The organism is Pseudomonas sp. NPDC086581 (assembly GCF_044746165.1).
In the GTDB taxonomy this organism is placed as follows: Bacteria; Pseudomonadota; Gammaproteobacteria; order Pseudomonadales; family Pseudomonadaceae; genus Pseudomonas.
The window spans coordinates 48,570-61,655 of record NZ_JBIVBR010000004.1 but is presented as its reverse complement, the minus strand read 5'-3'; the positions used below and the strand labels follow the sequence as shown (position 1 = coordinate 61,655).

At 66.7% G+C, this 13,086-nt stretch carries 14 protein-coding genes; 8 read left to right on the top strand and 6 right to left on the bottom strand.

Annotated features, from left to right (window positions below; all coding sequences use genetic code 11):
* Positions 1 to 5: 5 nt before the first annotated feature.
* Positions 6 to 407 carry a hypothetical protein gene (locus tag ACIPK7_RS10020; RefSeq protein ID WP_401087479.1) on the bottom strand — a complete coding sequence of 134 codons (402 nt, stop codon included), beginning with the start codon at positions 405 to 407 and terminating at the stop codon, positions 6 to 8.
* A gap of 116 nt (positions 408 to 523) precedes the next feature.
* Between ACIPK7_RS10020 and dksA the strand changes: the two genes are divergently transcribed.
* The 3 genes from dksA to ACIPK7_RS10005 are packed head-to-tail and all read left to right on the top strand — an operon-like array spanning position 524 to position 2,894.
* On the top strand, positions 524 to 928 hold the full coding sequence (gene dksA, locus ACIPK7_RS10015; protein ID WP_192432392.1) for an RNA polymerase-binding protein DksA: 405 nt from the start codon (positions 524 to 526) through the stop codon (positions 926 to 928).
* Positions 929 to 957: 29 nt separating this feature from the next.
* Positions 958 to 2,172, top strand: coding sequence for a zinc metallochaperone GTPase ZigA (gene zigA / locus ACIPK7_RS10010; RefSeq protein ID WP_401087807.1), 1,215 nt, complete (start codon positions 958 to 960; stop codon positions 2,170 to 2,172).
* Entirely contained in the window at positions 2,172 to 2,894 is a 723-nt protein-coding gene (locus ACIPK7_RS10005; protein WP_401087477.1) for a DUF1826 domain-containing protein, read from the top strand. Before zigA ends, ACIPK7_RS10005 begins: the two co-directional genes overlap by 1 nt.
* 47 nt (positions 2,895 to 2,941) lie before the next feature.
* Here the strand turns inward: ACIPK7_RS10005 and ACIPK7_RS10000 are convergent, their stop codons facing one another.
* Positions 2,942 to 3,298, bottom strand: coding sequence for an NADH:ubiquinone oxidoreductase (locus tag ACIPK7_RS10000; protein ID WP_192294118.1), 357 nt, complete (start codon positions 3,296 to 3,298; stop codon positions 2,942 to 2,944).
* Positions 3,299 to 3,375: 77 nt separating this feature from the next.
* Here ACIPK7_RS10000 and ACIPK7_RS09995 point away from each other — a divergent pair, with 77 nt between their 5' ends.
* Positions 3,376 to 4,338: a CobW family GTP-binding protein gene (locus ACIPK7_RS09995; protein WP_401087475.1), complete on the top strand. Its 963-nt coding sequence runs from the start codon at positions 3,376 to 3,378 to the stop codon at positions 4,336 to 4,338.
* A gap of 85 nt (positions 4,339 to 4,423) precedes the next feature.
* Positions 4,424 to 5,449: an energy transducer TonB gene (locus tag ACIPK7_RS09990; RefSeq protein ID WP_401087473.1), complete on the top strand. Its 1,026-nt coding sequence runs from the start codon at positions 4,424 to 4,426 to the stop codon at positions 5,447 to 5,449.
* Between the two features lie 142 nt (positions 5,450 to 5,591).
* On the opposite strand, the gene ACIPK7_RS09985 is transcribed toward ACIPK7_RS09990, so the two are convergent.
* Complete coding sequence (locus ACIPK7_RS09985) at positions 5,592 to 6,101, bottom strand: nucleoside 2-deoxyribosyltransferase (protein WP_401087471.1); 510 nt, start codon at positions 6,099 to 6,101, stop codon at positions 5,592 to 5,594.
* A gap of 2 nt (positions 6,102 to 6,103) precedes the next feature.
* A complete protein-coding gene (locus tag ACIPK7_RS09980) occupies positions 6,104 to 7,186 on the bottom strand; it encodes a calcium:proton antiporter (protein WP_192432388.1) in 1,083 nt (360 codons plus the stop codon).
* 191 nt (positions 7,187 to 7,377) lie between these two features.
* On the opposite strand from ACIPK7_RS09980, the gene ACIPK7_RS09975 reads away from it, so the two are divergent.
* The 3 genes from ACIPK7_RS09975 (at position 7,378) to ACIPK7_RS09965 (ending at position 10,207) form a co-directional block, all read left to right on the top strand.
* Entirely contained in the window at positions 7,378 to 8,328 is a 951-nt protein-coding gene (locus ACIPK7_RS09975) for an adenosine deaminase (protein WP_401087469.1), read from the top strand.
* A gap of 189 nt (positions 8,329 to 8,517) precedes the next feature.
* Positions 8,518 to 9,198 carry an SDR family NAD(P)-dependent oxidoreductase gene (locus ACIPK7_RS09970; protein WP_401087467.1) on the top strand — a complete coding sequence of 227 codons (681 nt, stop codon included), beginning with the start codon at positions 8,518 to 8,520 and terminating at the stop codon, positions 9,196 to 9,198.
* Positions 9,199 to 9,277: 79 nt separating this feature from the next.
* Positions 9,278 to 10,207 (top strand): AEC family transporter, encoded by a 930-nt coding sequence (locus ACIPK7_RS09965; RefSeq protein WP_401087465.1) that lies wholly within the window; start codon positions 9,278 to 9,280, stop codon positions 10,205 to 10,207.
* 204 nt (positions 10,208 to 10,411) lie between these two features.
* Here ACIPK7_RS09965 and ACIPK7_RS09960 read toward each other — a convergent pair whose 3' ends face one another.
* Both ACIPK7_RS09960 and ACIPK7_RS09955 read right to left on the bottom strand, forming a co-directional pair.
* Complete coding sequence (locus ACIPK7_RS09960) at positions 10,412 to 11,941, bottom strand: APC family permease (protein ID WP_192432384.1); 1,530 nt, start codon at positions 11,939 to 11,941, stop codon at positions 10,412 to 10,414.
* Between the two features lie 122 nt (positions 11,942 to 12,063).
* Complete coding sequence (locus ACIPK7_RS09955) at positions 12,064 to 13,080, bottom strand: heme-dependent oxidative N-demethylase family protein (RefSeq protein WP_401087463.1); 1,017 nt, start codon at positions 13,078 to 13,080, stop codon at positions 12,064 to 12,066.
* Positions 13,081 to 13,086 lie beyond the last annotated feature (6 nt).

Below are 13,086 nucleotides of genomic sequence, written 5' to 3'. Positions count from 1 at the left end.
GCTCGTCAGCGTTCGTGCTGTTTGCAGCCACTGACACGGCCGCAGGTCAGTCGCGCGCTGTCACCCGATGAGCTGCTGAAGCGGCTGATGTTGGTCCAGCCGATGCCGCGGCTGGTGCCGACCCACACCTGGCCATCGCTGGTCACTCCGCTGAAGAAGGTCAGGCTGCCGTAGCGCGTGCCGGTCTGCGCCCAGCGTCGTCCGCTGCTCGCCTCGAAGCCGCGCAGGTAGGTGTCGTGGCCCTGGGTGGCGACGCTGTAGAGATTTCCCGAATCGTCCATGCAGGCCAGCACCGAAGCCGACCAGGCACAGCGCGACGGCTCCTCGCCCGGGAAGGGCAATGGCGCGGAACCGCTGGCGTGGGCGAAGGGGGCGAACAGGCAGAGCAGCAGGGCGCGGCGCAGCATCGGAGGTCTCGGGAGGTGGGTGCAGCAGGGTTTCGATATCTCACGTCGGCAGGGTATTGTCGAGTGCGAAAGGTTATAATATAACATAAAAGATCACTCCCCACCCGGAGACGATCATGACCGAACAGGAACTGCTCGCCCAGCCCGCCGAGGCCTACATGAGCGAGGCGCAACAGGGCTATTTCCGCGCACTGCTGCTAGGCCAGCGCGACGAGTTGCAGGGGCGTATCGAGGAGGAATTCCAGGCGCTGCAGGACACCGAGCGGGCCAGCGACGAAGCCGATGTCGCCAGCCGCGAAGAGTCGCGCCAGTGGCAACTGCGCCTGCTGGAGCGCGAGAAGAAGCTGCTCGACAAGATTGACCAGGCGCTGGAGCGCCTGGCGCGGGGCGGCTACGGCTGGTGCGAGGAAACCGGCGAACCTATCGGTCTGCGCCGCCTGCTGCTGCGCCCCACCGCCTCGCTGTGCATCGAGGCCAAGGAGCGCCAGGAACGGCGCGAACTGCACGTCCGCGTAGCCTGAATTTCTGGAGCCCACCCGTGAACAGCCCCCTGAATACATCCGCCAGAGCGCCACTACCCGTTACCGTGCTGTCCGGCTTCCTCGGCGCCGGCAAGAGCACGTTGCTCAACCATGTGCTGAAGAACCGCGAGAACCTCAAGGTCGCGGTCATCGTCAATGACATGAGCGAAATCAACATCGACGGCCGCGAGGTGCAGCGCGATGTCAGCCTCAATCGTGGCCAGGAACGCCTGGTGGAGATGAGTAACGGCTGCATCTGCTGCACCCTGCGCGAAGACCTGCTGGAAGAGGTCAGCCGCCTCGCCAGCGAAGGTCGCTTTGACTACCTGCTGATCGAATCCACCGGCATCTCCGAACCGCTGCCGGTGGCCGAGACCTTCACCTTCCGCGACGAGCAGGGCCGCAGCCTGTCCGACCTGGCGCGGCTGGACACGCTGGTCACCGTGGTTGACGGGCTGAACTTCCTCGCCGATTACCAGGGCGCCGACAGCCTCGCCGAGCGCGGCGAAACCCTCGGCGAGGACGACGAGCGTTCGCTCAGCGACCTGCTGGTGGAACAGGTGGAATTCGCCGACGTGATCCTGGTGAGCAAGATCGACCTGATCGGCAGCGCCGAGCGTGACGAGCTGCTGGCGATCCTGCGCCGGCTCAACCCGGACGCCGATATCCGGCCGATGGTGATGGGCCAGGTGCCGCTGGCGAGCATCCTCGACACCGGCCGTTTCGACTTCCAGCGCGCCGAGCGGGCGCCGGGCTGGCTCAAGGAGCTGCGCGGCGAGCACCTGCCGGAGACCGAAGCCTATGGCATCTCCTCGGATGTCTACCGGGCGCGCCGGCCCTTCCACCCGCAGCGCTTCCACGACTTCCTCGCCCAGCCCTGGAGCAACGGCCGTCTGCTGCGCTCCAAGGGCTTCTTCTGGCTCGCCAGCCGCTACCGCGAGGCCGGCAGCTGGTCCCAGGCCGGCGGCCTGATGCGCCACGGCCTGGCCGGACGCTGGTGGCGCTTCGTCCCGCGCGAGCACTGGCCGCAGGACACCACCGAGCTGCAGGGTGTGCTGCGCCACTGGCGCGAAGACAGCGGCGATTGCCGCCAGGAGCTGGTGTTCATCGGCCAGAACCTGGACTTCCCGCAGCTGTTCGCCGAGCTGGACCATTGCCTGCTGGACGATGAAGAGATGGCCGCCGGCACCACCGCCTGGAAGCGTCTGCCCGATCCCTTCGAACCTTGGGAGGCCGGCGCCTGATGCTCGCCCTCGAAACCCCCGTCTGGCCGCGCCAGGTGCTCAGCGACGATCCGCAGGTGCTCGCCGAAGTGCTCAAGGAAGACGTCAACCTGGCCGTCTGGCAACGCACGCTGTACCCGGAAATCAGCAGCTTCGCCGGTTGGCTGGGGACCCAGGCGCTGGACCTCACGCAGAGCCTCGAGGTGGTCGATGAGCGCGTCGAACTGGGCGACCTGCTGCGCCAGTACGCCATGCTCGACGGCTGCATGCTGTTTCGCAGCGACCTGCAATGGCTGGCCGAAGCCTTCGCCTGCCTGACCGGTGCGCAGCGTATCGGCTTGCGCCTGCGCAGCCTGGACAAGGCCATGTGTCCGCGCTTCCACGTCGATCACGTGCCGCTGCGCCTGGTCACCACCTACTCGGGCTCTGCCAGCCAATGGCTGGAGGAGTGGGCCATGGCCCGCGCGCGGCTGGGCGATGCGGCCGCCGAACCGGTCAGCCGGGCCGAGATCCGCGAGATGGCCGCCGGCGACGTGGGGTTGTTCAAGGGCGAGAAATGGGCCGGCAATCTCGGCGGCGGCATCGTCCACCGCTCGCCGCTGCCGGCGCCGGGTGAGCGACGCCTGCTGCTCACGCTCGACTGGCTCGGCCGAGGTTTCGCGCGGGCAAAAAAATGGGCCACCCGGGGAGAGCGGCCCAATTCACCAAGATCATGTCCGGCGTGGGGGGCCGGGAGGGTGTGAGGTACCCGACGTCAGTAAGCCCGAGCCGTGTGACAGGGCGATGACCGCTACTGCGGTTTGCGCCAGTGGCCGTTGCTCTGCTGTTCGCAGAAGGGCTGGAGGATGCGCGCGTCGCTGGCCACCCCGTAGTAGTGGATGTCCTGGCGGTAGGGCACGCCCTGGGTCTGGGCGTTCTCACAGACACCGAAGGCGCCGCTGGGGCAGTTTTCGGCGTAGGTCACCTCGACCTTCTGGTCCTTGAGCTGCGGCTGGCAGAAGCCCTCGCGGAAGAGCTTTTCCGGGATGGTGCGGTTCTGCTGGCAGACCTTTACGTCGACGTCCTTGCCCTGGGTGTGCACCACGCAGGCTTCGCCGTGGGCGAGCAGGGGCAGGCAGGCGAGGGCTAGGGGCAGCAACAGGCGCATGATCGATCCGGGGTTGGCGAAAGAAAGCCGCGACTCTAGCGCTTTTCCCGGCGAGCGTCAGGCGGCACCATGGGCGAATGTTGAAGCAGATCCCGACTCATCTCATCGCCGGCCCCCTCGGGGCGGGCAAGACCAGCCTGCTGCAGGACCTGCTGGCGCAACGCCCGGCGGGTGAGCGCTGGGCCGTGCTGGTCAACGAATTCGGCCAGGTCGGCCTGGACGCCGCGCTGTTGTCCCGCGACGAAGACGGCATCGCCCTGGGCGAAGTCGCTGGCGGCTGCCTGTGCTGCGTGAATGGCGCGCCGTTCCAGGCCGGCCTCGGCCGGCTGCTGCGCAAGGCCAGGCCGCATCGCGTGTTCATCGAGCCTTCCGGTCTGGGCCATCCCGCGCAACTGCTGGCGCAACTGCGCGGCGCGCCATGGGAGGGTGTGCTGGCGGTGCAGCCACTGGTGATGGTGCTCGATGCCGCCGCACTGGCTGCCGGGCAGCCGCTGCCCGAGGCGCAGCGGCTGGCGCTGGGCGAAGCATCGCTGCTGCTGATGAACAAGTCCGAAGCGCTGGATGACGGAGCGCGTGCGGTCTTGGCGGCGCGTTTGCCGGAGGTGCCGTTGCGCTGGACGACCCGCGGCCGCCTGCCGCTGGGCGAGCTGCCGAGTACGCCGATTGAAGCGGCGAGTGCTGATTTGCCGCAGCGCGCTTCGTCCACCGAACCGGCGATGCTGGTGCGCCGTGACTCGCCGCTGCGCCAGGTACGCGTCGAAGAGGGCCGACAGGCGGTCGGCTGGCGCTTCCACCGTGACTGGCGCTTCCGCACAGCCGAGCTGGACGCCTGGCTGGCCGGGGTTCCCGGCCTGTTGCGGGCCAAGGCGGTGCTGCACGGCGAGGACGCCTGGCTGGCCTGCAACCGTACCGTTGGTCCGGCGCCGTGGACGCCAAGCGCGTGGCGCAAGGACAGCCGTATAGAGCTGATCCTGGCCACTGAACTTGATCCACAGGTGCTGCAGGACGGTCTTTTTCGCTGCGCGATTGCACCCATCTGACAGATAAGGTTGCCCTCCCGGAGCGAGTGAATGATAATAATTATCAGAAGATATTGCTTCGTGAACTCTTCCCGCAGGCTTTTTCATGTCGTTACCCCAACCGCGCAAAGCGGCGGACGCAAGTCCTGCCGTGGACGCTGAGGAACAGCTGTTTACTTCCGCCACGGCGGATGACGGCGCCCATTTGCCCAGCGTGAACGCCCAGCGCGCCAATGAGGCCAGCCTGAGACTCGTCAGCTGTGCGGGTCCTCGCCGTGACGAGGAAGTGGCGACCGAAGAAGTCCTGATTCCCTACGCCGCGCCGGTCGAAGGCGTGGAAGACGGCGACCAGCCGCCGCCTCCCGGTGGCTGGTGGAAGTCCTCTGGTCTGGCCATCGGCCTGCATCTGGCGATCGTCGCCGCGCTGATCTGGGTGGTGCCCACGCCGGCTGAACTGAATCTGGGCGCTGGCGAGATGCCCAAGGCCATGCAGGTCAGTGTCGTCACCCTGCCGCCCAAGCCTGAGCCGGTGCAGCAGCCGCCCGCCGCCGCGCCGACTCCCCCGCCGCCGGAACCCGAGCCCCCCAAGCCCATCGAGCCGCCCAAGCCGGTAGAGAAGCCCAAGCCCAAACCCAAGCCGGTCGAGAAGGCCGTGCCCAAGGTGTCGCCCAAGCCCAAGCCGAAACCCAAGCCCGAGCCTGACCCGGAGCCCGCCGAGGAAGCTGCCGCGCCGCCGACCCCGGCCGCCCCGCCGCCGCCCGCTGCGCCAACCGTTGGCCAGTTCACCCAGGGCGCCCAGGCCGCACCAGCCGGCTCGCAAGGCCCCGCCGGCCTGCCCACTGGCAGCCTCAACGACAGCGACATCAAGCCGCTGCGCATGGACCCGCCGGTCTACCCGCGCATGGCCCTGAACCGTGGCATAGAAGGTCGGGTGAAGGTGCTGTTCACCATCACCAGCGATGGTCGCATCGCCGACATCCAGGTGCTGGAGTCCACGCCACCGCGCATGTTCGACAACGCCGTGCGCGATGCCATGGGCAAGTGGCGCTTTGAGCCCCGCGTCAGCGGCGGCCGGATCGTCGCCCGCCAGGCGACCAAGGTGTTCTTCTTCAAGCTCGAGGGGCGTCGCTGACGGTCCTTGCGAGCCAATGAAAAACGCGCCCGAGGGCGCGTTTTTTGTTTCCGGCGATTGGCTCTTGGTAGGAGCGAGCTTGCTCGCGAAGCGCCCACGCAGCGGAGTGGCCGAGGAATCCGTTCGCGAGCGATAACCGCTCCTAAAGGTGACTCGTCAGCTCCTTGCGCAGCAATTCCAGCGCTTCGCGCGGCCCGCCCACGGCGATCTTCGCCGGCACGCCGAGCATCAGGTTCAGCGGCAGGCCGAAGCCCTCGATTTGATTGCCGTCGCGGTCGCGGCCGGGCTCTTCGCCGTGCCACTCGCAGGGCAGGCGTTCCGCGCAGCTGCCGCCTTCGTCGATATAGCCGAACAGGGGCTTGCCCAGTGCGGCGGCGTAACCCAGTTCGAAGGCCGTGCCGCTGTCCGGTTCGGCGCCGCGGAAGGGGTTGAGGTTGGCCAGCACCGCGTCCGCCTGGCGGATCAGTTCCAGGTTCGCCTGGTAGATCCAGCGCGCCTGCGCCACTGGCTCGACGATGCCCGCCGGCACCGAATGATCCAGCGGGTAGAGCCCCTGCACGCCGAATTCGGCGCACAGGGCCTTGAGCCGCTCGCCCTGCTCGAAGGCATCGGGGAGGAATACGTCGGGGCCGGCGAGGTACAGCTTGAGCATGCTCAGAGTCCCATGAACGACAGCATCAGGAAGGTGGCGAACAGCACGAAGTGGGTCATGCCTTCGATGGCGTTGGTCTTGCCGTCATGCAGGTTGTAGCCGGCGACCATCAGGGTGATGAACATCATGCCGGTCTGCAGCGGGGTCATCGCCATCTGAATCGGCTGGCCCTTGAACAGCGCGAGGGCCTCGATCACCGGCACGGTGAGGATCACGGTGGACAGCGATGCGCCCAGGGCAATGTTGACTACCGGCTGCATGCGGTTGGCCATGGCCGCGCGAAGCGCGGTGAGGATTTCCGGGCTGGCGGAGATTGCCGCCACCAGCAGCGCCGGCACGATGGGCGGCACGCCGCTGCCTTCCAGGCCGACGTCGAGGGCCTTGGACATCACCTCGGCCAGCGCGCCGATCAGCACCACGCCAACCACCAGCAGGCCCATGGACTGCTTGCTGCTGCCGGGGGCCTCGTGGCCTTCGCCGTGCTCGCCGTGGGTGGCGTAGTTGTAGCTGAAGAAGTAGCTGTGCTGGCCGGTCTGCATGCGCAGGAACAGCGCGTAGAGCATGACCATGCAGCCGATGGTGAAGAATGAGTAGAGCTTCCACTGCTCGGCCGGGATCAGCTCCGGCACCACCATGGAGATGCCCACGGCGGTGAGGATCATGGTCACGTAGGTCTTGCCCGAGTCGTCGTTGTACGACTGCTCGCCGTGCTTGAGGCCGCCCAGCAGTGCGGCGAGGCCGAGGATGCCGTTCATGTCGAGCATCACCGCGGCGTAGATGGTGTCGCGGGCCAGCGTCGGCGAGTGGTTGTGGTTCATCATGATCGCCAGGATCACCACCTCCACCAGCACCGCCGCCAGGGTCAGGATCATCGTGCCGTAGGGTTCGCCGACCTTTTCCGCGAGGATCTCGGCGTGATGCGCCACGCGCAGCGAAACGCCGATGATCACCGCCAGCAAGGCCGTGGCCGTGATCCCCGCGAGCATCTTGCCGCCGCCCAGCAGGCTGTGCTCCAGCGGGTAGACCGCAATCGCCACCAGTAGGGCGAGGAGGAGGAATTTTTCGTCTTTGAGCGCGCGCAACATTGAGGGGGATGTCCATTCCGTAAGAGGCGAGTGCGCCATCTTAGGCAATGCCCGATGACCGCACCAGCCGCCGCCGGACGACAGCGGGACGCGGCTCACGTGGGTTGTGCTGCCCATCATCGGCAAGTTCGCCTGCATCCTCGCCGGGCCGTGCGATAATTTGCCGATTGCCTGGATAACGAGAACTCACCATGTACGACTGGCTCAATGCCCTGCCCAAGGCCGAATTGCACCTGCACCTGGAGGGTTCGCTGGAGCCCGAGCTGCTTTTCGCCCTGGCCGAGCGCAACAAGGTCGCCCTGCCCTGGGGCGACGTCGAGAGCCTGCGCAAGGCCTATGCGTTCAACAACCTGCAGGAATTCCTCGACCTCTACTACGCTGGCGCCGATGTGCTGCGCACCGAGCAGGATTTCTACGACCTGACCTGGGCGTACCTTCAGAAGTGCAAGGCGCAGAACGTCATCCACGTCGAGCCGTTCTTCGACCCGCAGACCCACACCGACCGCGGCGTGCCCTTCGAGGTGGTGCTGCGTGGTATCCAGGGCGCGCTCAAGGATGGCGAGAAACAACTGGGCATCAGCCATGGCCTGATCCTCAGCTTCCTGCGCCACCTGTCCGAGGAAGAGGCGTTCAAGACCCTCGACCAGGCCATGCCGTTCCGCGACGCCTTCATTGCCGTCGGCCTGGACAGCTCCGAAGTCGGCCACCCGCCGAGCAAGTTCCAGCGCGTGTTCGACCGCGCCCGCAGCGAAGGCTTCCTCACCGTCGCCCACGCTGGCGAGGAAGGCCCGCCGGAGTACATCTGGGAAGCCCTGGACCTGCTCAAGATCGAGCGCATCGACCACGGCGTGCGCGCCATCGAGGACGAGCGGCTGATGCAGCGCATCATCGACAAGCAGATCCCGCTGACCGTCTGCCCGCTGTCCAACACCAAGCTCTGCGTGTTCGACCACATGCGCGAGCACAACATCCTCGACATGCTCGAACGCGGCGTGAAGGTGACGGTGAACTCGGACGACCCAGCCTACTTCGGCGGCTACGTCACCGAGAACTTCCAGGCCCTGCACGAGCACCTGGGGATGACCCGGGAGCAGGCGCAGCGGCTGGCGCAGAACAGCCTGGATGCGCGGTTGGTGAAGTAATGAGGTCCGGCGTCGGCTTGTAACACCCTCTCCCTTCAGGGAGAGGGTTGGGGAGAGGGCATCGCCCAGCGCCAGATTCTGATCTGAAAACCCCGTCCCGATCCGTCCCCTCATCTGGCGCCTGCGACCTTTCGCGCAACCCCTGCTACCCCTATAAGAACGCCTCTCCCACCGTCACGAGGTAGCAGCATGAACAGGATCGTCGCCATCACCGGCGGCTTCGGCCATCTGGGCAGCGTGGTCGGCCAGGCATTCGCCGAGGCTGGCTGGCAGGTCGCGTTGCTCGACCGCGCGGTCGGCCCGCGTTATCCACAGGCCGGCGCGTTGTCCATCGGCGGCATCGATCTCACCGATCCCGTCGCGGCCCGTGCCGCGCTGGAGCAGGTCAACGAGCATTTCGGCGGCCTGGACGCGCTGATCAACGTGGCTGGCGGCTTCCACTGGGAAACCCTGGGCGATGGCGACGTCGACACCTGGGACCTGATGTACCGCATCAACCTGCGCACCGCCGTGGTCTCCAGCCAGGCCGCGCTGGCGCACCTGAAGGCACGCGGGTACGGGCGCATCCTCAACATCGCTGCCGCGGCCGCCACCCGCGCGGCGCTGGGCATGGGTGCCTATGCGGCGTCCAAGGCCGGCGTCATGCGCCTGACCGAGGCGCTGGCTGAGGAACTGAAGGACGCGCGCATCACCGTCAACGCGCTCATGCCGAGCATCATCGACACCCCGCAGAACCGCGCCGACATGCCCACTGCGGAATTCGACCGCTGGGTGAAGCCGGAGCAGTTGGCGGCAACGCTGCTGTTCCTCGCCTCGGATTCGGCGGCGGCGATCACCGGCGCCTGCATTCCGGTGACCGGGCGGGTCTGAATTCAGACTTAGGCCGTATTGGACGACGGCGGCCTCGGCCCCTATCCTCGCCTGCTGTCTTGCTGTCCGGTTCCCCGTCATGTCCCACGTCCTGACCGTCGTCCTGCCGATCTTCGCGCTGATCCTGGTCGGCTGGCTGTGCCGGCGCAGCAATCGCCTCGGCCCGCAGGCGGCCTCGGAGATCAACAAGCTGGTGGTCTGGCTGTGCCTGCCGGCGTTGCTGTTCAAGGTCACCGCCACCGCGACCTGGGAGGAAATCTGGCAGCCGGGCTTCCTCGCCGCCTTCACCGGCGGCTGCCTGCTGGTGTTCTTCGCCACTCTTGTCTGGCGGCTGATGCAGGGCCGCGCGCTGCCGGCGGCGAGCATCGACGGCCTCAGCGCGTCCTACGCCAATACCGGATACATGGGCATTCCGCTGTGCCTGCTGGTGTTCGGCCAGGACGGCCTGGAGCCGGCGCTGATCGCCTCGCTGCTGGTGGTCTGCGTGCTGTTCGCCATCGCCGTGGTGTGCATCGAGATCGGCCTGCAGGAGGAGAAGCACATCGGCCGCGCCGTCTGGGTGGTGAGCAAGGCGCTGGGCAAGAACCCGCTGGTGGTGTCGCCGATCATTGGCGGTCTGTGGGCGGTGACCGGCATGGGCCTACCGGCGCCTTTGCTGCATTTCCTCGACATGCTTGCCGCCGCCACCACGCCTTGTGCGCTGGTGTCGCTGGGCCTGTTCCTGGCGCAGAAGCAGGACGGCGAGCAGGTCGGAGCCTGGCCGCTGGTGGCGATCAAACTGATCGGCCAGCCGCTGCTCACCGGCTTCCTCGCCTACAAGGTGTTCGACCTGCCGCCGCTTTGGGCGGACTCGGCGCTGCTGCTCAGCGCACTGCCCACCGGCACCGGGCCGTTCATGCTCGCCGAGTACTACCAGCGCGAGGCGGCGGTGGTGTCGCGGAGCATCCTGGTGTCGACGCTGGGGTCGCTGGTCACGCTGTCCATGTGCCTGCTGTGGATCGCTCGATAAGGCTGTCGTCACTCGGGACACCCGTGCCGCCGCTTGCCCTCACCCCAGCCCCCTCGCTCCTACAAAACCGGGCATAAAAAAACGGACCGGCCATCGCGGGGATGGCGGGTCCGTTGCGCAAACGCAGGGGACCGTCACCGGGGAAAGGTGACGATCCAGACGCAGCCCCTCAGGCGTATGGCCCGAATTGCGTCAACGTTGCGATCAAGCCGGTTCGGTCAGCGCGCCCGCAGCGCGCGCGGGTAGTTGGCGGCTGGAGATCCGGTGGGCGTCGCCCGCCGGTGCCGTGCCCTTGTCGTAGGGTTTGGCCAGCAGCATGTAGACCAGGCCCGCGCCGATCACCACGACGGTGGTGAGGATCATCGAGTAGTTCATGTACCAGGGCGCGTCCGGGGTGCGCGGCCAGACCATGTTGGTAATAGCCGCCACGCCGTAGATCAGCGCCGCGATGTTCACCGGCACGCCCCACTTGCCCAGGCTGAAGTGGCCGCCGGGCACCCAGCCCTTGGCGCGGGCGATCAGCGAGGCGATGACGATCAGCTGGAAGGACACGTAGATGCCGATCGCGGCGAAGCCGACGATGGTGGCCACGGCGTCGCCCATGAACAGGCCCAGGCAGACGATGGCCGCCGGCATCACGCCTGCTACCACCAGCGCAACGGCCGGCACGTGGTTGGTGTTGAGCTTGGACAGGGCCTTGCTGCCAACGATCATCTCGTCGCGGGCATAGGCGAACAGCAGGCGGCTGGCGGCGGCCTGCAGGCTCAGTACGCAGGACACGAACGACACCATCACCACCGCCATCACCAGCTTCGAGCCGACCGGGCCGAAGGCATTGGCGAGAATAGTGGTCACCGGGTCGGTGTCTTCGCCGTTGATCACGCGCTGGATGTCCGGCACCGAGAGGATCAGCGCCAGGCACGCGAACATCGCGGCGGCGCCGCCGATGTAGATGGTCATGCGCATGGTCTTGGGGATCATCTTGCCGGGGTTCGGGGTCTCCTCGGCGACGTCACCGCAGGCCTCGAAGCCGTAGTACTGGAACAGCCCCGCCAGGGACGCGGCGAGGAAGGCCGGCCAGTAGCTGCCGTCGATGCGGATGTCGAAGGTGTTGAACAGCACGCTGAACGGCTGATGACGCTCGAAGATCAGCAGGTAGCCGCCCACCAGCAACGCACCACCGAGTTCGCAGATGAAGCCGAACATGGCGACGCGGGCCAGCAGCTTGGTGCCGGACAGGTTGAGCACGGTGGACAGCGCGATCAGTGCCAGGGCGATGCCGATAGCGGCGTTGCCGTGCATCTCGAAGCCGAGCATGGCGGCCATGTAGGGGCTGGCGCCCACGGCGATGCCAGCGATGGATGTGCACAGGGCCCAGGCATATACCCAGCCCACCATCCACGCCCAGCGCTTGCCCACCAGGCGACGCGCCCAGGGGTAGACGCCGCCGGAGATGGGGAACTGCGAGACCACTTCGCAGAACACCAGGCAGACCAGCATCTGGCCCAGGCCGATCAGCAGGTAGGTCCAGAACATCGGCGGACCGCCGGCGGCCAGGCACAGGCCGAACAGGGTGTAGACGCCGACCACCGGCGACAGGTAGGTGAAGCCCAGGGAGAAGTTCTCCCACAGACTCATGCTGCGTTCGAAGTTGGAGCTGTAGCCGAGGGCAGCGAGCTGCTCGGCATCGGAATCGGTTACGCCAGCGGCACGCTTGGCAGGAGACCCACTCATCGTTGTTTCCTCTCGGGGGGTTGATGGGCAGAAGGCAATCGGCCGGCGGGCCTCACGACGCCCGCCGGCTCCCTTTTCGGGTTTGTAGTTGTGTGTACTGCGCGGCTTTGCTCGGTGAAGAGTTACTGGCCGTCGTCGAACTGCGAGAGCCACTGCACCGCCTGCTGGTGGTAGCGGGTGAAGCCCTTGTAGTCGACGAGCTGCTGGTCGAGGCTCTTGAGCACGCGGTGCATGCGCTTGGCCCACGCCGGGTTGGTGGCGATGTCTTCCAGGCTCAGCAGGTAGGTGCGGATCGGGAACACGATGGCGTTGCTGCGCGGCAGACGGTGCAGTGGTTGCAGCTCGATACGCAAGTAGACCTTTTTCCCGGCGTTCTCGGCGGTCACCGTGGTGCGGTCCGGTGCCCATTCGGGCAGGGACTCGGCGGAGACGTCCAGGCGCGGGTTGACGGTCAGCGACCAGTTCAGGCGGCGCACCGGGTGGCCGTTGCGCAGGCGCAGGAGGAACTTCAGCGCGCGGTCGAGCATGCCGGTTTCCTTCACCAGCGGCACCGGGCCGTGGAACTCGTGCCAGGCCATGCCCAGGTTGAAGCGCAGCGAGTAGTCGGCGCGCTGGGTGGCGATGCCCGCGCCCCAGTACAGGGTGCCGTCGCGCTCTTCCTGCAGGACCCAGTCGCCCTGGGCCTGGCGGGTGACGTATTCCATCGGTTCAAAGGGCAGGGTCGACGGATCACCGAAGGTGAAGGTGTCGTCGATATCCAGCAGCTTGTTGGTCCAGTGCCAGCGGGTGCCGTCCTTCTCCAGGGAGAAGTACTCCGGGTAATCCTTGGCGTAGGACTCCATGATCAGTTCGAGCAGGTCCCACTGCGCCTCCATCATGTGCGGCGCGGAGACGTAGTGCATGCCCGGGTCCTTCTCCAGGGTGATCGCACGGTCGCGGCACTCGCTGATGTAGTGCTCGTCGATGTCGAACACCGCGCGGAAGGCGTCGGTGCCTACCGAGACGTGCGGCTCCAGGTTCATCGAGTACATGTACTCGTCGTCCGGGAAGGGCCAGGGCGCGCGGTCGATGCAGGCCTGGCTGTTGGCGTAGGTGTAGTCGTCGCGGTAGGTTTCGTCGGGGCGGAATTGGATGGTCATGGTCGT